Origin of the sequence: Kitasatospora sp. NPDC059812 (assembly GCF_042732075.1) — a bacterium.
In the GTDB taxonomy this organism is placed as follows: domain Bacteria; phylum Actinomycetota; class Actinomycetes; order Streptomycetales; family Streptomycetaceae; genus Kitasatospora.
Map to the genome: position 1 here is coordinate 165,790 of NZ_JBHWIO010000001.1, position 17,248 is coordinate 183,037.

The following is a 17,248-nucleotide window of genomic DNA, read 5'->3' on the forward strand; positions in this document are numbered from 1 at the left end:
CCCTTTCGAAGGGTCGGCGGTGCGGAAGCCGGCCGGGTGCGGATTCGGCCTTGATGAAAGGGAGTTGGTGGATGTTGCGAGGCTGTGGGTCCGCTGGTGTCGATCGGTTCTCCCGGTTGGGGCCTTCGCGGTGAGAGGGTTCGGCAATGACCGGGCTGCGGCTGCCGACTCCCCGGTGGCGCCGATGCTGCTCGCCGCGGCCCGGAACAACTCGTCCTGGTGCGAGGCGATGTGTCGGGCGCACGGGTTCTCCGGAGAACTCTCCGACGTCGCGTGGGTGAATCTGAAGAAGAGCCTCACGTACTACCCGAATCTGGTGATTCTGAGCCCGTCGATGTCCGGCTCTGAGGTTCTCGACGTCCTGCGGGAGGCACCGCTGGGGCCGCTTTTCGTCAAGGACAGTTTCGCCAACGCCGACCTCCTCCCGGGGAACTATCGAATTCTCATCGAGGCGGAGTGGATCCATCGGCCGGCTGCGGTCGCGGCCTCGGTGCCGGTGGCGTCACGGGGCGGCGCCGACCAGCGGTGGCGGCGTATCACCGGTGCCGATGAGTTGCGTGCGTGGGAGCGGGCATGGGCGGGCGGCGACGCGTCGGTGAACACGTTCCCAGAAACCCTTCTGCTCGATGACGACGTGATCTTCCTCGGGGGGTTCTCGGGCGACGGCCTGGTGGCGGGAGCCGTGCTTCACCTGAGCCATGGTGTGGCGGGGGTGACGAACGTCTTCGGCCCCCCGGGGGAATCCGCCCGGACATGGGCCGGTCTCATCTCCTGTGCTCACGAAGAGGCGCCGGGAGTCGACCTGGTCGGATATGAGCGGGACGCGGAGCTGGCGGCCGCCGAGGAAAACGGATTCGCGCCGCTTGGGCCGGTTCGGATATGGCAGCAGATGGCCGGAAGCCAATAAATACCTGCCCGTCCCGCGCGGAGGGCTGCAGAAGAAGTCCGAAGAAGTCCAGGGGGAGATCAGGAATGAACTTAGCAACCGCAAGAGAACTTGGCGCCGCGCGCAGAACCCTGCGTTTCACCATCCGCTATCTCAGCTATCCGATCCTCATGGTGCTGACACTCGGGGCGTCCATCACCCTGGTCGACACCTCGTTCCCGCAGTGGGCCATCGTGCCGATGGTCACCCTCTTCGCCTCGGTGTACGTGGCCGTCCTGGAGCGGGTCCAGCCGTTCTACGAGGGCTGGAACCGCTCGCGCAAGGACGTCGTGTCGGACGCCACCTCCAGTCTGGTGGCCCTGCTGGTGGTCGCCCGGCTGATCGAGCCGCTGTTCCTCTCGGTCCTGTTCGCCGGATCCGTCCTGCTGTCCGAAGAGCTGGACAGCACGTTGTGGCCGACGAGTTGGCCTCCCGTCGCCCAGGCCGCGCTGGCGCTCCTGGTGGGAGAGTTCTTCTACTACTGGATGCATCGCTGGATTCACGGTTCGCGGGTCTTCTGGCGCTTCCACGCGGTGCACCACAGCTCGGAGCGGCTCTACTGGCTCAACTCCGCCCGGTTCCACCCCATTGACTTCTTCCTCGACGACGTGGCGATCGTCTTCCCGCTGGCCCTGACCGGGTGGACGCTGCACAGCATCTCCGGCCTGATCATCCTTCTCACCTTCTACAACTGCCACGGCGTCACCATGCACTCCAACATGGACGTCCGGCTGGGCCCGCTGAACTACCTGGTGCCCGGACCGGAAGGGCACCGCTGGCACCACTCCAGGGACCTGCGCGAAGCCAACAAGAACTTCGGTGGCAAGGTCGTCCTGTGGGATCTGCTGTTCGGGACCTTCTACCTGCCCGGCGACCGGATGCCGCCCGAGGACATCGGCCTGGCCGACCAGGTCCGCCTGCCGGACTCCTACCTCGGCCTGCTGCTGGCTCCGTTCCGCTGGTCCAAGCTCCCGCTGCGCAAGCCCGAACCGGCGTCCGTCGCCGTCCTGGTCGAGGAAAAGGCGGGCAGCGTCTGATCCTGCGCCGGGCGTGCGGGCGTGCGGGCGTGCGGGCGGGCCGGCGTGCCGGCGGGCGTGCGAGCGGGACTTGGGCGTGGTGGTCGAAATCGCCGGCCTCGGCTGCTTGAAGGCGTCGTATCCAGGCGGCGCCGCCCGCTCGTGTGCGCGAGTGCGTCGCCACTTCGGCGACTGCTACTTTTAGCGGCGATATGACTACCATCAGTCATCTGGAAAGGGACAATTCTGTGCGAAGGCCCCTCAAGATCGCTCTGGTCCCCACCGTCGCCCTCGCGTTCTCGGCGATCGGTTTGCTCCCCGCATCGCCTGCCGTCGCGGCCTCGACCACCTGGTCGTGCGCCCCGTCGGCGTGGCGCTACCCCGTCTCCCACTTCGAGGTCAGGGCCATGCTCTGCCTGGGAGAGAGCCTCGGCCAGCTCACGCCCAGCCTCACCAGCGAATGCAAGCAGAACGACGCGCTGGCTGGCTGGCAGGCCAAGGAGTGCACCGCCACCAACCTGAACTACCGTCTCACCGCCCCCGACGGGACCGTCTACAACGGCAAGCTCCCCGACGGCACGGGGTACAACTTCGACATCTACGGCACCACGACGTACAAGTGCGCTGCCGGTGACTGGACCTACGAGCAGCAGTCCACGCACACCCTCAACACCTATGCCGGCGGCTCGGGAGATACCTCCCAGACCCAGACGATCAACGTCGCATCCTGCTCCTGACGGCGCGCCTGACGGCTGGTCGGGTCGGCTCGGCGCCGGCCTGACCGGCCTTCCCCGGTGGTTGTTCGGCGCAGGAAGTCGGGCCGGCCGACTTCCTGCGCAGTGGGGCGCCGAGTGCTCCAGTGTGACGTCGTCGTCTTGATCCGAGGCTCGGAGTCGGAACGCGAGTTGGGCATCGATCGACATGGGTCGAACTCGCGTTCTAGGATTTCCGATCGTTCGTGCAACAGACTGAAGTTGACGTCAACGGGCGGGAGCGGTTCGGGCATGGCAGAGATCGTCTTGTTCCACCACGCGCAGGGGCTGACCACCGGCGTCGTCGGCTTCGCCGACGAGCTGCGTGCGGCCGGGCACGTCGTGCACACCCCGACCTGTTCGACGGGCGCACGTTCGACTCCGTCGAGGAGGGCGTCGGCTACGCGCAGCAGGTCGGCTTCGGCGAGATCATCGAGCGCGGCGTCCGCGCGGCCGGGGACCTGCCTCGGCGGGTCGTCTACGGGGGCTTCTCCCTCGGGGTGCTCCCCGCCCAGAAGTTGACGCAGACCCGGCCGGGCGCCCGGGGCGCGCTGCTGTTCTCGGCCTGCGTCCCGGTCTCCGAGTTCAGCGCGGAGTGGCCCGGCGGCGTGCCCGTACAGGTGCACGCGAAGGAGGCCGATCCGTTCTTCGCCGAGGACCTCGACGCCGCCCGCGCGCTCGTCTCCGGTTCCGCCGACGCGGAGCTGTTCCTGTACCCCGGAGACCAGCACCTGTTCGCGGACGGCTCGCTGCCGTCCCACGACCCGGAAGCCGCCGCGCTCCTGACGCGACGGGTGGTCAGGTTCCTCGACGCGCGGTGAGGCGTCTCGCGGTCCGCCGGCGGCTCGGCTGCGCCCGCAATGGTCGGCGCAAGAGGCCATCTGGGCGGGGAAAACGCAACTTCGACAGGGGCCGCGGAGGCGGCTACCTTCACCCCTGGTCCTCGGCGATCGCCCACGGTCGCACGGGAGTTCCCTCGGGCTGCGCCGCCCGCGACGGGGTGAGTCGGTCACGCCCCACGGATCCTCGCCCCCACACCAGGCACCCCCAACCAGGGAGAGACGCATGCCTCATCTTGCGCTGTACACGTTCGGCGTCCTGAAGTCACCTCTCGCCGATCCCGCACCTCTCACGCGCGAACTCCACGACACCGGCGAGGCCGTCTACCGGAAGATCAGCCGGCACCCCGGGTACCTCGCCCATGCCGAAGCGGCAGGCGGCGGCCAGGGCCCGCATTTCGACCTGGACTGGGGCGCATGGGGAGAGTTTGCCGTACCGGCCTGGTACGGCAAGGGCTGCACGGCGGAAACGACCGCCCTGGCCGCGACCCTCTCCCTCTGGACCGACCCGCACTCCGCCTTCGACGCCATCTACACCGGCCTGCACCGTGAGGCGCTGAACAGGCGTCACGACTGGTTCGAGAGGACCGGACGCCCGGCTTACGCGTTCTGGTGGGTGCCCGACGGCGTGATACCCGTCTGGCAGGACGGGGTTTCCAGGCTGGAACACCTCCACGACCACGGCTCCGCGCCGCACGCCTTCACCTTCCACCACGCGTTCGCCCCGGACGGAACTCCGGCCAGGCTGAGGCCCGGAGTGTGACCGTCGGCGATGCCCGGCGAGACCGGTTGAGAGTTCCGCCGGTCGTGACTGGAACCGGAGTGCCCCAGCTGTGTCGACGCACGATAGGCGTCACATTTGCGCGATACCTGTCACCAAGATCACCAGGGTGCGGGTCCCGAGTTGAGCCGTGACACGTTAGTTGGAACCGGCATCGGGGGCGGCGGGCGGGGACGGCACCGAGAGAGTCGGCTCGTGACCGAGCGCATTGCCCAAGCCTTCCCTGCCGACCGGAGATCAACTCTGCGCCCTGCGTGACTTCGTTCATGGGCGGAGTTACTCCGCTGGCTCGGTTGCCATCGGCTTCCCGGCGAGGCGCCTCATGCTGCGGACTCTGGTGTGGCCGATGCGGCTCGTGCCTCGGGCGCCCTGTATGACGTCACCAACGTTCTCTGCAAGCGGCTGTTCGCCGAACTCGACGCTGGTCAGCCCGGCGCCGCTGCCGAGGTTGCTTGGGAGGCGCTTCTCGCGATCGCGAGTGGTTGAGCGGGTCGGGTCGTGAGAGCTGGGACCATGTGCTACTGCGCCGGAGGTGCCAGGCCCGGCGGACGTCAAGGGGTTGTGCCGCCTCGATGGGCGCGGAGCGAACCGGGGTTCGCCTCGGGTGACGTAGGCCCAGACGAAGGCGGACGCCTCCTGTCGCTTGCGGTCGTCGAGATTGGGGCGGACGGGAACACGCTGCGGGCTCGTCCACCGTCGGTGTGCCGCGGTGCTCCGGATCGACGCACCGCGACGTTCGGACAGCCCACCAGGGCGGGCGGGGCCGTCGGCGGATGGTGAGGATGGCCGCAGATCCGGACGGTGCGCAGTGGGCCTCCGTCGGCTGGTTCGTTCAATGGAAAAGGTGATGGCTTTGTCCGGGATGGAGAAGGGGTCGGCGGTCCGGGAGCCGGGGCGGCGCGGGGTGCGCGGGGTGGCCGCCGTGGGCGCTGTGGCGTTGGGCTGGACGACGTTCGCCGCGCCGGCCCCGGCTGGCGCTGTGGCACCCGGTGCCGCGGTGCGGCCGACGGCGTCGGTGCGGGCCACGGGGTCCCTGCTGCTCGACAAGCCGGGCAGTCAGAACTTCGTCTTCCCTGCAGGGGTGACCAAGATGACCGTCTCGGTATGGGGTCCCGGGGGGCCCGGTGGTGGTGGCGGCGGTGGTGGCGGCGGGGCGGGCGGTGGCGCAGGCGAGAAGAGCAGCTCGCTCGGGTCCGGTGGCGGCGGCGGGGGCAGCGGCGGGAGTGCCGGCGGTGGGCAGGGTGGCCAGGCCGGCGGCTTCGCCACCTGTGTGGTGGACGTCGCCAAGCTCGTCAAGAACGGCGTCCTCGGGTTCAGGCTCAGGGTAGCCGCGCCGCTGGCGACCGCCGCCGGTGGTGCGGGCGGCGCGGGGGGTGCGGGCGGCGTCGGGAACGACGAGGACGGCAGCGGCGGCGACAACGGTGCGCGGGGCGGCCAGACGGTGCAGAACAATGTCAACACCCCGGAGACCTCCATCATCTTCGGGGTCCCTGGGGTGCCCTTTCCGGCTACAGTCGCGCGGGCCTACGCGGGCGCTCCCGGGTACGCGGGGGACGGCGGCACGGGTGGCACCGGCGGCGACGGAGCCGGGGCGGTGCTCGAAGGGGCCGGGTCCGGCGAGCCTGGCGGGTCGGCTGGCAGCGGCGGCAGCGGCGACCAGGGCACCTACTCGCCCGGTTGTGCGGGGACAAGCAAGCGCACCGTCGTCGGTTCCCAAGGCAGCACCGGTGCGGCCGGAAAGGACGGTCGCCGGGGCCTCAACGGCAACGGGCCGATCGGCGGCACCGCGGGCAGTCCCGGCACGGGTGGCTCCGGTGTCCTGGGCGGCATCGGCGGCCAGGGCGGCGCTGGCGGTGCCGCCACCTCCTCGGGCACGCATGCCTACGGAGCGGGCGGCGCCGGCGGCGCAGGCGGGCACGGCGGCGACAGCGGGCACGGCGGCGACGGCGGCAGCGACGGCGGCCAGCCCGGCAGCGGCGGCCTCGGAAAGAACGGCGACACCGGAAACCCGGGTACCACCGGCGGCAACGGGGCGATTCTCTTGACGTGGTGAGCGACGGCGTCTCGTCCTGCTGCTCTCCCGGCCCAGCCTCCTTCGAGGCCAGGGCAGGTGGCGAATCGGTGCGGGTGCCGGCCGAGTGCTGGCGGGCCCGGACGAAGGTGATTCCCCCAATCTCCGCGACGCCCGGTACTGCAGGCGTGCGCGGCTACGTGACCATCCACTGGTCCTTCTGACCCCGCCTCACGCGAACGCCGGGGCGACAGCTTCAGTCGCCCCGGCCTTTACGCCGGTCCCTCACCAGCCCGTTCAACGCGACACTCCCCACCAGCACACCCGCCCCTTCCGCCGGAACCGGCACCGGGCGGTGCGGGCGGCCACGGCGGAGGGCCGGACCCCAGCCCCGGAAGCCAGGCCGGCACCGACGGCACCGCAGGCCTGCCCCCGGCCGCTGGCAGGACGGGGTTTCGAGGCTGGAACACCTCCACGACCACGGCTCCGCGCCGCACGCCTTCACCTTCCACCACGCGTTCGCCCCGGACGGAACTCCGGCCAGGGTCGAAGGCATCGGGCCGAAGAGCGACCAGGTCCGCTGACAGGGAAGCCTCAACGACCAGTTGGTGGAAGTGGAGGCGGTGGCCGTGCTGCCGTGAACCCGCACTCCTGCGGACATAGGGGGATAACCCCACCCAAGACCGGGTGGGTAGCGGCATCGTCGCAGGTGGTTTGTTCCGGAGAGGGTGGGGGTAACGGCGCGATCCGCCGTTTCCCTCGACGAACAACCGGAGTTGACACATGCGCAAGCAGGCGCGGCAGACCGTCCATCCGTCCCGGCACCGGAAGGTCCTGGTGGCCGCCATGGCCGTCGGTGCCCTGGCGACGGGGGTGCTGGCCCCGACCGCGGCGTTCGCGGCGCCGAAGCCGGACATCGTCCAGCAGGGCCTCGACGCGCTGGTGCGGGACGACGGCATTCCCGGCGCGCTGGCGAGCGTCGAGAAGGGGCACGGCCGCGCCCGCAACTACACCGCCGGGGTGGGTGACCTGGCCACCAAGGCGAAGGTCCCGGTCGACGGCCAGGTGCGGATGGGCAGCAACACCAAGACGTTCACGGCGACGGTCGTGCTGCAACTGGTCGGAGAGGGGAAGATCGACCTCGACGGGCCCGTCGAGACCTACCTGCCGGGCCTCCTCCGCGGGGACGGCATCGACGGGCGAAAGATCACCGTCCGCCAGCTCCTCCAGCACACCAGCGGGCTCCCGGACTACCTCAAGGGCGATGTCCCGCCCCGCTACTACGAGCCGCGCGACCTCCTCGACACCGCACTGAAGTTCAAGGCCGACTTCGCCCCGGGCGACCGGTCCAAGTACAGCAACACGAACTACATCGTGGCCGGCCTGATCGTCCAACGGGTCACCGGCCGCCCGCTCGCGGCGGAGATCGACCGCCGCATCGTCAAGCGCATCGGCCTGCGCCACACCTACTTCCCCGCCCCCGGCGACGTGACCATCCGCGAGCCGCACCCCAAGGGCTACTACCGGGACACCCCGGACGCGCCGCTGGGCGACGTCACGGAGACGGACCCGTCCTTCGGCTGGGCAGCCGGTCAGATGATCTCCACCAACTCCGACCTCAACCGGTTCTTCTCCGAACTGCTCCACGGCGACCTGCTCCGGCCCGCCCAGCTCGCCGAGATGAAGAAGACCGTCCCCGCCGACTACCTCGGCCCCGGCGCCGCTTACGGGCTCGGCCTCGTGAGCAAGCCCCTGCCCTGCGGCGGCGGCCTCTACTGGGGCCACGGCGGCAGTTTCCCGGGCTACGAGACCCGGGGCGGCGTCACGGAGGACGGCAGCGCTGCGGCGAACATCGCCGTGACGAACCGGCCGGCCGACCCGGCGGCCATGAAGCACGTCGAGGGCCTGGTGGAAGCCGCCCTCTGCCGCTGAGGCCGCTGAGGCCGCTGGGGCCGCTGACGTCCCGGCGCCGAGGCCGCCCGGCGCACTTCGGTGCCGGGCGGCCCCGGTTTGTTGGCTCTCTCCCGGCCTCGAATGGGCCAGGGGCGCGGTAGCTGGACTCTTGCCAGCTGGTGTCGGTCAGCCGGGGTCCCGTTGTTTGGCGCAGGAAGTCGGGCTGGCCGACTTCCTGCGCTGTGGTGTGTCCAGATGAATGAGTCCAAGGGGCGTCGGCGGCTGTCCGGTCGAAGCCGGGGTTCTGCATCCTCCGCGCGGGGGAGTCGAGTTGGACCTTGCGCATGATTCGGCGGGGCGGACCGCGAGACAGCATGGGGCCATGGTCATGTTTGGGACACCGACAGCCGCTGCCGCCTCCGAGAGTCGGTCTCCTGCCCGTTGGGTGGTCCGAGTCGCGCACATTGCGGCACTCACCGCTGTGCCGTCCGGGATCTGGCGGATCGCGATGGGGGTCGGCATGCCGGTGGGGTTCAACACCACGGGATTGGACATCCCCGGCTGGTTCAGCGTCATGTGCATCGGGATGAGCCTGGGTGCCGAAGGGCTCACGTTGCTCACCCTCGGGCTGGTCAAGCCCTGGGGCGAGGTGGTGCCGGGCTGGATCCCGCTGATCGGGGGGAAGCGTGTCGCGCCGCTGGCGGCGGTGATTCCGGCGTTGCTCGGCGCGGCCGTTGTGATGCTGTTGACGATCCCCCGGGCGGGCGGCTTCGGAGGGGCGCAGGGAGCCCCGACCGGGGCGGCACTCGTCGTGATGGACGCCTGTTACGCCCCACTGCTGCTGTGGGGGCCGCTGCTCGCGGTCGTCACGATCTCCTACTACCGGCGGCGCCGGGACTGAGCAGGCGCAGTGAGCCTCGCTGCGGCCGACCCGGATCCCTTGGACTCATTCATGCAGAGGTGCGGTAGCTGGACTTCTTCCAGTTGGTGTCGGTCGGCTGGGGTCCCGTTGGTTTGGCGCAGGAAGTCGGGCTGGCCGACTTCCTGCGCTGTGGTGTGTCCAGGGCGTGTTTCGTAGCCGACGGAGCCCGGAGCCCGGAGCCGAACGGACGGGACGTCAGCGCATGCCGCCGGAAGCGAGGATGACATCCCCGGTGATCCAGCGCGCGTCGTCGGAAGCCAGGAAAGCCACCAGCGGGCCGTAGTCGTCCGGGGTGCCCGTTCGGCCCAGCGGGGTGCCGGCGATCGCCTGTGCTTCCTGGGCCGAGCCGGGGAATCCCATGGCCCTGGTGCCCTCGGTGTCCGACGGTCCGGGCATGATCGCGTTGACCCGGATGCCGCGCGGGCCCAGCTCCTTGGCCGCAACGATGGTGAACGCGTTGACAGCGCTCTTGGACGCGACATAGAGCGAGGCGTACGGCGGGTGGGTGAGTGTGCCGGCCGTCGAGACGTTGATGATCGATGCGGCGCCGATGTCGTCCTGCGCGGCCAGGGCCTGCGTAGTGAGGATCGTGCCCAGGACGTTCGTGGTCATCTCGCGCTGGAACTCCTCTTCGGTGATGCCCGACAGTGGCGCGAAGGCGGCGACGGCCGCGTTGTTCACGAGCACGTCGACCGGTCCGTACTCCTCGCGCGCCCGATCGAACAGATGGCGCACTTCGTCGCTGCGGGCCACGTCGGCCCGGACCGCGATCGCCCGGCCGCCCTCGGCGGTGATGCCCGCGACGACCCGCTCGGCGCCCTTCGCATCCTCCCGGTAGTTCACCACGACGGCTGCGCCGGTCCCGGCCAGCGCCTTGGCGATCCCCGCGCCCAGGCCCTTCGATGCGCCCGTGACGATCGCCGTACGCGCGTTGCTGCTGCTCACAGTGGCTCCTCGAACGTTGGTGCTTACGAGGTCACCGTAGGAAAGCCAGTTACTGCTGGGAAGTACCTACTTTTTTGTAAGCTCCTGCTGTGATGGAAACTCAGCAGGTCGCGACAGCCGCCCGGCTCCTGGCCCACGACACCTTCGACAACAAGTGCGCGCTCAGGCCGATCATGGACCAGACGACAAGTCGCTGGGCGACACTGATCATCTCGGCCCTCATCGCCGGCCCGCACCGCTTCGCGCAGCTGCACCAACGAGTCGGTGGCATCAGCCAGAAGATGCTGTCGCAGAACCTCAAGGCACTGGCCCGGGCCGGGCTCGTCGACCGCCAGGTCGCGCCCACCAACCCGCCCCAGGTCACCTACAGCCTGACGGAACTCGGTGTCAGCCTGGCCGGGCCGCTGACCGAACTGATCCAGTGGTTCGGCCGGTACGGAGGCGAGCTGCTCGCCGCCCAGGAGCACTACGACAGCCAGCAGGCGTCACCGCGCGAGTAACGGGCCAGTCCCATGGGCCGGTTCGGCGGAGTCTTGCGGCAGCACCAGCCGCCCCAGCCGGAGAGCACAGGTCCCGTCCCCGCTTCAACATCCACCACACGCCCGAACAGGCCGGCCGGCTCGACCAAGTCGAGCTGCTCTTCTCCACCCTGACCCGACGTCTACGACGCCGCGGCCAGTTCGCCTCCCGCGACGAACTGGCCGCGGCCATCGACACCTTCGTCCTGGCCTGTGACGAACACGACGCCAAGCCCTACTGCCGGACCTGCGACGGCAGCCCACTCAAAGCCGCATGAACCCCCGAAGGATCAACGCGGCGCTGCACTAGGACTGGAAGAGCACTTCCGGATTGTTCGGCGAGGGGCCGTCCAGCAGCGGACTGTCGATCCCCTTCAGCGTCTGGTCGAAGAACGCTGCCACGTACTCGCGGGTGATCGCCACCCCGCGTTCCGGGGAGAGGGGCGGCGTCGGGAACCCGGCCTGCTCCAGAAGCAGGTCCAGGTCGGCGAAGCTGAAGTGGTCGGCTCCGGCGACCGTCAGCCACTTCTTGTAGCCGCCGAGGGCGGCCCAGGTCTGCCCCCACGAGGTGTCGTGGCCGCCGACCGAGTGGTAGTCGGCCGTACCCAGCATGAGGAGCGGCCGGTTGATCTGGCCGGGCATCGGGGCCGGGTGGAAGCTGCCGTCCATGTTCACTCCGGCCCGTACTCGCGGGTCGGCGATCATCGTGGCGGCGGCCGCCGCTCCGCCGAGGGAGTGCCCGGCCATGCCGATCTCGTGCTTGTCGATGAGGTGCGCCAGGGGCCACGCGGTATTGCCGTGCGTCAACCGGTCGATCACGAAGGACACGTCCAGCGCGCGGCTGGCGGCGACGGAGTCGAAGTCGAGCGTCTTCGGGTCATCGCAGATCGCGCACGGCGGCGTCTGGCCGTTCGCCAGCGTCTCGCCGCTGTCCTCGTAGGTGTGGCCGACGAGCGCGACGACGTAGCCGTGACTGGCCAGGTCGGTCGCGAGCGAGGTGAGCGTCATGCGCGGGTCCTCGTACGCGGGTGAGAGGACCACCAGCGGATGCTTGCCGCGCTGCGGCCGCGCGCGGTCGAAGGCGTGAGTGGTGACGCCGGAAAGGTTCTGTGCGGTGACGCCGTAGCTCGCCGGCAACTTCCGCCGCTGGATGACTCCGGCTGCCTCGGCGAGGCTCATGTAAGGGGCCGGAGTCCCGGTCCCGGGGACGGCCGGGTAGACCATCGTGACGGTCAGTTGGCGGGGGCCGGATGACGGCACCCACGGGTCGGGACGGCTCTCGTCGGTGAGGTGGATGACGTCCTCGCCGGCGGCGTAGGGGCCGGTCGGCGCGGGGAGCGCGCCTTGGAAGGACCGCGTGGGCGCGGTGGCCGTGGCCGGTGCGGTGTCTAACGCGTGCGTGGCCACCGGTGTGGTCGTGGCGGCGAACCCGGCGCCGGTTCCGGTGACGAGGGCGGCGAGCGCCAACACCGCGACAGCGCTGATACGGCGATTGCGTTTCATGGGATCGACGCTAGGTTCCGCAGCTCCGTATCGAATCAGCCCATGGATGTAGACATTCTGGTGTCGTTCGTAGCCTCCGCGAGGTACCGGAGTCATCCGCCGGGATTATGTCGTGCGGCGCGGGGTTCCCTTCGCCGGCATCGTCGAGTGCCACCTTCGTCTTGGGCTACGACGAACACGACGCCAAGCCCTACCGCTGGACCTACGACGGCAGCCCACTCAAAGCCGCATGAACCCCCGAAGGATCAACGTGGCGCTGCACTAGGCGTGGTGGTCGAACTCGCCGGCCTTGGCGGCTTGGAGGAAGGCGGCGAAGTGGGCGGGGGTGGGGTGGAGGGTGAGGTGGCCCTGGTCGGACTTGCGGAGTTCGACCAGGCCGTCGGCGGTGCGGATCTCCACGCAGTCGCCACCGGATCCGCTGAAGGACGACTTCTGCCAGTTGGTGTCGGTCATTTGGGGTCCCGTCGGTTGTTTGGCGCAGGAAGTCGGGCTGGCAGACTTCCTGCGCCGTGGTGTGTCTAGTACTGCAACCGCATCTGTCGTTACCGCTGGCGTTCGGCGTCGTTGGTATGACTGTGTGCTGACGGTTGAGCAGGTCGAGTCGTGGTCCGAGGTGATAGTGGGCTTCCATGCCCGCTTCGCGCACCGTTTCGGCAGGCCACCTCATCGTCACACCCCGCCACCACACCAACGAGCACCATCTGCGCTGGTCACGCTTCCGCCGACGCAGCCAGGCCCGAGCCCGCCGCTCCCACTACAAACGCCGAGGCCGCAACCCCCAGATGCGGTTGCAGTACTAGTCGCCGGGGATGCCGCCTACGGCGGGCACGGCGAGAATGTCGAGGGAAAGGGTGAGGTGACGGGCGGTCATGCCTTTGTCGACGGTGATACCGAATGCGTACCTGTCGATTCTGGTGGTGGCGCGGAACCGGATTCCATCGGCTGTGAATTCCGGCTGCTCGACGGTAAGTTCGATGGGCCGCGTGGCGGCTTTGACGGTCAGCTCTCCGCGCAGGACGTACCCGGTGTCCGTGGACTGGACGGCGTTCGAGGCGAAGGCTATGTGGGGGTGTGCGGCTGTGCCCAGGTACTTGGGTGAGCGCACGACCCTGTCGCGGGTACCGCTGTCGGTCGAGAAGCTGTCGGCATCGATGACAGCCGTGGCCGACGACTGCGTGGGCTCGGCGGCGACGTGCACCTGCCCCGAGGTAAGGCCGAACGTTCCGCGCACGGCGCCCAGGCCGAAGAAGTGGCGCGTGGTGAAGGCGATCGTGCTGCGTCCGGCGTCGATGGTGTAGGTGCCGACTGCAAGGGTGGTCGGTCGGTCGTCCGAGGTGTGCGGCACATGAATCCTTAGGCAGGGGCAGTCGGTTCCGCGGTGGGGACGAGGACGGCTGGGAGTGCTCCGTGTCAGAGGCCTCCGGGGCCTGTCCGCCCGGTCGTGGTTCCGTCGTTGCGCAGGCCCACGGGAAGGTCTCTTCGGCGTTTGACGTCGAGTTCCGGTACACGCGTGTCAGGCGCTGCTCCACCCTACTTGCGTTGATGCGCAGTTGCCTGGCGGTTTGGAGATTGGTGCAGTCCATCACGGTCAGCTGCGGCGACCCGTCGCTCGGAGCCGGCGATGGAGGTGCCACCGTCGGCACCCCGAGGCTGTCTCGAAGCGGCCGCGAATAGGCCACCGACTCCAGCTCTGGGTAGGGAGATTCGATAGGACCCGCTCGGCGTCCCGCCGCACTGCGGGACGCCGAACCCCGAGTTGCAAATCGTCCTACCCGAGGGGCGACTCGACCTGCTCGACCATCAGCTCATCAGCACACAGACATACCAACGAGCCCAACACCGCATCCGTCACGCAGATGCGGTTGCAGTACTAGGCGTGGTGGTCGAACTCGCCGGCTTTGGCGGCCTGGAGGAAGGCGGCGAAGTGGGCGGGGGTGGTGGGGATGGTGAGGTGGCCCTCGTCCGACTCGCGGAGTTCGACGAGGCCGTCGGCGGTGCGGATCTCCACGCACTCGTTGTTCGCGGCGCTGTAGCTGGATTTTTGCCAGTTGCTGTCGGTCATCTGGGGTCCCGTTGGTTGTTTGGCGCAGGAAGTCGGGCTGGCCGACTTCCTGCGCTGTGGTGTGTCTAGGCGTGGTGGTCGAACTCGCCAGCCTTGGCGGCCTGGAGGAAGGCGGCGAAGTGGGCGGGGGTGGTGGGGATGATGAGGTGGCCCTCGTCGGACTCGCGGAGTTCGACCGTCCCGTTGGCCGTGCGTACCTCGACGCAGTTCTCGACGCTGCCGCTGAAGGAAGACTTCTGCCACTCGGTGTCGGTCATGATGGGCCTTTCATAGGTCTCGTGCGATTTTGCGGATCAGGTCGCGAGAGCCGCTCGCGCTCAGCGCAACCGATTCAGTGCGCTCGAAGATGTACCGGTAGCTGGCCAGCTCGTTGACGGCGTCGAGGTATTCGGGGCCCTGGGAGAGTTCCCGTTCGACAGTGTCGAGCTCAGGGACCGAGCCGAACGCATAGGCGAGGTTCTCGGCGGCCCCGGGGAAGGTCTCGACGTTGAACGGTACGACTCGAATGGTCATCCAGGGCAGTTCGGAGTCTTCGAGCAGGGAGCCGAGTTGTTCCTTGAGGATCTGGGTACCGCCGAACCGAGTCCACAGTACCGACTCGTAGATGAAAGCGGTCAGCGGCTTCGGATTGCGGCGCAGGTCGGCCTTGCGCTGCATTCTGAATGCGGTGCGGGCCTCCAACTCGTGCCGAGGGAGTGGAGGAAATACCCGACCGAAGACTGACGAGGCGTAGTTGATGGTCTGGCAGGGGCCCGGCATGTGGGTGAGGAGCCACATCATGAGCCCGTTCGAACGCTTCTCCAGCTCCGCGTTCTCAAGGATGCCGTCAGGGAGGGACCCTCGGTACTCCTCCCACCAACCCTTGGAGCGGTCCTGGACCATGGACTCCAGAGCCTCGATCAAGGGCATGTTCGTGCACTTGCAGGCTGCGGCGAAGGAGCGGAGCCGTTCTGGGCTCACGCCGATCTTGCCAGACTCCATCTGGCTGACCTGAGTTCTGTCGATGCCAAGGGCCCTGCTCAGGTTCACCGTCTGAAGACCGGCGGCCTCGCGCATCTTCCGAAGCTCGGCACCGATACGACGTTGACGGAGCGTCGGATTGAGTCGTGGCGGCATTGGGTCCTTCCTTGCCGGTGTGTTCCAAGTCTGCCGCGCCGCTTGGCGCGGGTCCACCTGGGGGCGGAGGGTGGCACTTCAGGGTGAACCTATCCGGTTTTCGTTCTACACGTGATACCGCTGCTGTATGTTCGGTGTCATGGCGATCCGACGGATCGTCAATAGGGCTCTCTCGTTGGGCCTTCGGCGGCATGCCCGCCGGTTCTTCCCTCACCGTCACGCCTCGGGAGAACTCCCATGCGCCACCTCAACACGCCCTCCCTCGCCATCGCCCGCCAGTCCCTCCGGGACGCGATGGGTCGTTGCGGGTACCTGCCCTCGGTCACCGACGACGCCGAACTCGCGCTCGTGGAACTGCTCGTGAACGCCTGGAGGCACGGCGGCACCCCCGCGCCGCTCGTCCTCATCCTCGCCGTCGGCCCCACCCTCCGGGTGTCCGTCAGTGACGAGAGCCCGGTCCTCCCGGAAAAGCAACAGCCGGCGCCCCTCGCCCAGTCCGGCCGGGGCCTCCAGCTCATCGAAGGCCTCACCCACCGCTGGGGCGTGGATCCCCAGGAACGCGGCAAAATGGTCTGGTTCGAGCTGGACGCCGCCTGATGTCCTTCCCGCTCCCGCGCCGTCGCCCCATGCTGCCGACCGACCCCCGGATCCGGCACTACACCGACGACCACATCCACACGCTCCTCGCCGAAGTCCAGGAGCGTGGCCGGAGGTTCGGCCTGATCTGGCCCTCCGCGACCACCGACAAGACCATCGACGGCCGCATCCTCGTCCGCTTCAACGCCGCCCCCGCCTCCACCCTCCTCAATCTCCTCTCCCTCCTCCTCGCCGCCGAGCGAGGCGACGACTCGTGCGTTTCCTGATCGCCACCGCCTTCGCCGTCCTCCTCGCGCTCGCGATCGCCACCGTCGCCCTGGGTGTCATCACCGCCCTGCGCGCGACCCCGCCCGACGAGGACACCTAACCCCCAGCCCCTCACCCCCACCTCCCCAGCCCCCGCCGCCCAGCCGTCGGGGGCTAAGGGACGATTGGGCACGTGGCACAGCGGAGATACGAGTACGCCCCGGCAGGCACCCTGCCCGGGCTGTTGCAGCGCGGCCGGGGCCTGGGCGCGCAGATGGCGGCGGAGGACCCGGCGGCAGCCGCCGACCTGGTCTACGGGTGCATCCGCTGGGACTGGCGCTGGGACCGGCAGGCGGACGACCGGCACCTCTACCTGGCGCGGCTCGTCCGGGACCTGGAACTGCCGGTCGGACCGATCGTCGACCTGCTGACCGGGGACGAGGACACCTGCCTGCGGGCCACCGGAGTCCTGGAGCTGCTCGCACTTGCCGACTCCGCCGAGGCCCGGGAAGCACTCCGTACCCACGTCCGAGAGGGCGAGCACCGGGTGGCCGGGCAGGACGTCCGTAAGCGGAGTGGCCCCCGCGGCTCGATGGACCCCGTCCCCGAGCAGGACAGTGCGAGCCCGCGCGCCCTGCTGCCGGAGCACGGCGGCGCGAGTGATCTGCACATCGCGAGCGATCTGCCCACGGCGACGGCCGAGCTGGAGCGGCAGTGGGCGGCCCAGGAGTGGTGTGGCCCGATGCACACCGCCCGGGGCCTGGCCCGGTTCGGCCCCGAAGCCGCCGGGGCCGCGTCGCTGCTGCGCCGCTTCTGGCTGTGGACGCCGCACTCCTCCGAGCGCCCCGCCTACCTGGAGGCACTGGCCGCCGTCGCCCCCGTCGGGCTGGCCGAGGTGTACACCGAGTGCCTCTGGGACTGCGAGGCCGGCGCCCGCCTGCCGGCCGTCGCGCACGCCCCCGACCGCCCCCACGTCCGGGAACGCCTCGCCCACCTGCGGGACGATCCGATGGAGGAGGCGGAGGTCCGCGAGGCCGCCGGGGCGCGACTCGCCGGGCTGAGCTCGGGAGGCTCCGAGCCGGAGGGAGCCGGCTCCGAAGGGGAGCTAGAGTAGACGCGTGA

At 69.3% G+C, this 17,248-nt stretch carries 19 protein-coding genes and 2 pseudogenes; 14 read left to right on the plus strand and 7 right to left on the minus strand.

Translation table 11 applies throughout. The features are described 5' to 3' along the window. The first annotated feature begins 184 nt into the window (after positions 1-184). The 10 genes and pseudogenes from ACFV6D_RS00745 to ACFV6D_RS00790 all read left to right on the plus strand — a co-directional run bounded on the left by ACFV6D_RS00745 (position 185) and on the right by ACFV6D_RS00790 (position 9,118). Entirely contained in the window at positions 185-907 is a 723-nt protein-coding gene (locus ACFV6D_RS00745; protein ID WP_380489965.1) for a hypothetical protein, read from the plus strand. A 149-nt stretch (positions 908-1,056) separates the two neighbouring features. Then, entirely contained in the window at positions 1,057-1,962 is a 906-nt protein-coding gene (locus ACFV6D_RS00750; RefSeq protein WP_380557357.1) for a sterol desaturase family protein, read from the plus strand. A gap of 227 nt (positions 1,963-2,189) precedes the next feature. Then, positions 2,190-2,678, plus strand: coding sequence for a hypothetical protein (locus ACFV6D_RS00755; RefSeq protein ID WP_380557360.1), 489 nt, complete (start codon positions 2,190-2,192; stop codon positions 2,676-2,678). A gap of 267 nt (positions 2,679-2,945) precedes the next feature. Beyond that, positions 2,946-3,514: pseudogene (locus ACFV6D_RS00760) on the plus strand (dienelactone hydrolase family protein). A 244-nt stretch (positions 3,515-3,758) separates the two neighbouring features. Then, entirely contained in the window at positions 3,759-4,295 is a 537-nt protein-coding gene (locus ACFV6D_RS00765; RefSeq protein WP_380557363.1) for a DUF3291 domain-containing protein, read from the plus strand. 357 nt (positions 4,296-4,652) lie between these two features. Continuing rightward, positions 4,653-4,799, plus strand: coding sequence for a hypothetical protein (locus ACFV6D_RS00770; RefSeq protein WP_380489955.1), 147 nt, complete (start codon positions 4,653-4,655; stop codon positions 4,797-4,799). Positions 4,800-5,226: 427 nt separating this feature from the next. Beyond that, the gene (locus tag ACFV6D_RS00775) at positions 5,227-6,366 is read left to right on the plus strand and encodes a hypothetical protein (protein ID WP_380557366.1); all 1,140 of its coding nucleotides are present in this window, start codon (positions 5,227-5,229) and stop codon (positions 6,364-6,366) included. A gap of 398 nt (positions 6,367-6,764) precedes the next feature. Further along, a pseudogene (locus ACFV6D_RS00780) lies at positions 6,765-6,908 on the plus strand (DUF3291 domain-containing protein); the annotation flags it as partial. 199 nt (positions 6,909-7,107) lie between these two features. After that, positions 7,108-8,256, plus strand: coding sequence for a serine hydrolase (locus ACFV6D_RS00785; protein ID WP_063347206.1), 1,149 nt, complete (start codon positions 7,108-7,110; stop codon positions 8,254-8,256). Between the two features lie 442 nt (positions 8,257-8,698). Continuing rightward, the gene (locus ACFV6D_RS00790) at positions 8,699-9,118 is read left to right on the plus strand and encodes a hypothetical protein (RefSeq protein WP_380557369.1); all 420 of its coding nucleotides are present in this window, start codon (positions 8,699-8,701) and stop codon (positions 9,116-9,118) included. A gap of 216 nt (positions 9,119-9,334) precedes the next feature. Here the strand turns inward: ACFV6D_RS00790 and ACFV6D_RS00795 are convergent, their stop codons facing one another. Further along, positions 9,335-10,084, minus strand: coding sequence for an SDR family NAD(P)-dependent oxidoreductase (locus ACFV6D_RS00795; protein ID WP_063347205.1), 750 nt, complete (start codon positions 10,082-10,084; stop codon positions 9,335-9,337). 92 nt (positions 10,085-10,176) lie between these two features. On the opposite strand from ACFV6D_RS00795, the gene ACFV6D_RS00800 reads away from it, so the two are divergent. Beyond that, positions 10,177-10,584: a winged helix-turn-helix transcriptional regulator gene (locus tag ACFV6D_RS00800; protein WP_380557372.1), complete on the plus strand. Its 408-nt coding sequence runs from the start codon at positions 10,177-10,179 to the stop codon at positions 10,582-10,584. A gap of 324 nt (positions 10,585-10,908) precedes the next feature. Here ACFV6D_RS00800 and ACFV6D_RS00805 read toward each other — a convergent pair whose 3' ends face one another. The 6 genes from ACFV6D_RS00805 to ACFV6D_RS00830 form a co-directional block, all read right to left on the minus strand. Further along, on the minus strand, positions 10,909-12,105 hold the full coding sequence (locus ACFV6D_RS00805) for an alpha/beta hydrolase family protein (protein ID WP_380557375.1): 1,197 nt from the start codon (positions 12,103-12,105) through the stop codon (positions 10,909-10,911). Between the two features lie 261 nt (positions 12,106-12,366). Beyond that, on the minus strand, positions 12,367-12,558 hold the full coding sequence (locus ACFV6D_RS00810; protein WP_380557378.1) for a DUF397 domain-containing protein: 192 nt from the start codon (positions 12,556-12,558) through the stop codon (positions 12,367-12,369). A gap of 343 nt (positions 12,559-12,901) precedes the next feature. After that, entirely contained in the window at positions 12,902-13,450 is a 549-nt protein-coding gene (locus ACFV6D_RS00815; RefSeq protein WP_380557381.1) for a YceI family protein, read from the minus strand. Between the two features lie 525 nt (positions 13,451-13,975). Next, complete coding sequence (locus ACFV6D_RS00820) at positions 13,976-14,167, minus strand: DUF397 domain-containing protein (protein ID WP_380334000.1); 192 nt, start codon at positions 14,165-14,167, stop codon at positions 13,976-13,978. A gap of 65 nt (positions 14,168-14,232) precedes the next feature. After that, on the minus strand, positions 14,233-14,424 hold the full coding sequence (locus ACFV6D_RS00825; RefSeq protein ID WP_380334003.1) for a DUF397 domain-containing protein: 192 nt from the start codon (positions 14,422-14,424) through the stop codon (positions 14,233-14,235). A gap of 10 nt (positions 14,425-14,434) precedes the next feature. After that, positions 14,435-15,283 carry a helix-turn-helix domain-containing protein gene (locus ACFV6D_RS00830; protein ID WP_380334006.1) on the minus strand — a complete coding sequence of 283 codons (849 nt, stop codon included), beginning with the start codon at positions 15,281-15,283 and terminating at the stop codon, positions 14,435-14,437. A 237-nt stretch (positions 15,284-15,520) separates the two neighbouring features. Here ACFV6D_RS00830 and ACFV6D_RS00835 point away from each other — a divergent pair, with 237 nt between their 5' ends. The 3 genes from ACFV6D_RS00835 (at position 15,521) to ACFV6D_RS00845 (ending at position 17,240) form a co-directional block, all read left to right on the plus strand. Continuing rightward, complete coding sequence (locus ACFV6D_RS00835) at positions 15,521-15,880, plus strand: ATP-binding protein (protein ID WP_380481672.1); 360 nt, start codon at positions 15,521-15,523, stop codon at positions 15,878-15,880. Continuing rightward, positions 15,880-16,146 (plus strand): hypothetical protein, encoded by a 267-nt coding sequence (locus tag ACFV6D_RS00840; protein WP_159398403.1) that lies wholly within the window; start codon positions 15,880-15,882, stop codon positions 16,144-16,146. The genes ACFV6D_RS00835 and ACFV6D_RS00840 overlap by 1 nt, the downstream gene beginning before the upstream one ends. Before the next feature lie 173 nt (positions 16,147-16,319). Continuing rightward, positions 16,320-17,240 carry a hypothetical protein gene (locus ACFV6D_RS00845; protein WP_380557384.1) on the plus strand — a complete coding sequence of 307 codons (921 nt, stop codon included), beginning with the start codon at positions 16,320-16,322 and terminating at the stop codon, positions 17,238-17,240. The last annotated feature ends 8 nt before the right edge of the window (positions 17,241-17,248 follow it).

What these genes read in the sequence shown, in the direction of transcription:
- ACFV6D_RS00745 (WP_380489965.1), top strand. Translation starts at nt 185, where the DNA reads ATGCTGCTCGCCGCGGCCCGGAACAACTCGTCCTGGTGCGAGGCGATG.
- ACFV6D_RS00750 (WP_380557357.1), top strand. Translation starts at nt 1,057, where the DNA reads ATGGTGCTGACACTCGGGGCGTCCATCACCCTGGTCGACACCTCGTTC.
- ACFV6D_RS00765 (WP_380557363.1), top strand. Translation starts at nt 3,759, where the DNA reads ATGCCTCATCTTGCGCTGTACACGTTCGGCGTCCTGAAGTCACCTCTC.
- ACFV6D_RS00785 (WP_063347206.1), top strand. Translation starts at nt 7,108, where the DNA reads ATGCGCAAGCAGGCGCGGCAGACCGTCCATCCGTCCCGGCACCGGAAG.
- ACFV6D_RS00800 (WP_380557372.1), top strand. Translation starts at nt 10,177, where the DNA reads ATGGAAACTCAGCAGGTCGCGACAGCCGCCCGGCTCCTGGCCCACGAC.
- ACFV6D_RS00805 (WP_380557375.1), bottom strand. Translation starts at nt 12,105, where the DNA reads ATGAAACGCAATCGCCGTATCAGCGCTGTCGCGGTGTTGGCGCTCGCC.
- ACFV6D_RS00810 (WP_380557378.1), bottom strand. Translation starts at nt 12,558, where the DNA reads ATGACCGACACCAACTGGCAGAAGTCGTCCTTCAGCGGATCCGGTGGC.
- ACFV6D_RS00820 (WP_380334000.1), bottom strand. Translation starts at nt 14,167, where the DNA reads ATGACCGACAGCAACTGGCAAAAATCCAGCTACAGCGCCGCGAACAAC.
- ACFV6D_RS00825 (WP_380334003.1), bottom strand. Translation starts at nt 14,424, where the DNA reads ATGACCGACACCGAGTGGCAGAAGTCTTCCTTCAGCGGCAGCGTCGAG.
- ACFV6D_RS00830 (WP_380334006.1), bottom strand. Translation starts at nt 15,283, where the DNA reads ATGCCGCCACGACTCAATCCGACGCTCCGTCAACGTCGTATCGGTGCC.
- ACFV6D_RS00835 (WP_380481672.1), top strand. Translation starts at nt 15,521, where the DNA reads ATGCGCCACCTCAACACGCCCTCCCTCGCCATCGCCCGCCAGTCCCTC.
- ACFV6D_RS00840 (WP_159398403.1), top strand. Translation starts at nt 15,880, where the DNA reads ATGTCCTTCCCGCTCCCGCGCCGTCGCCCCATGCTGCCGACCGACCCC.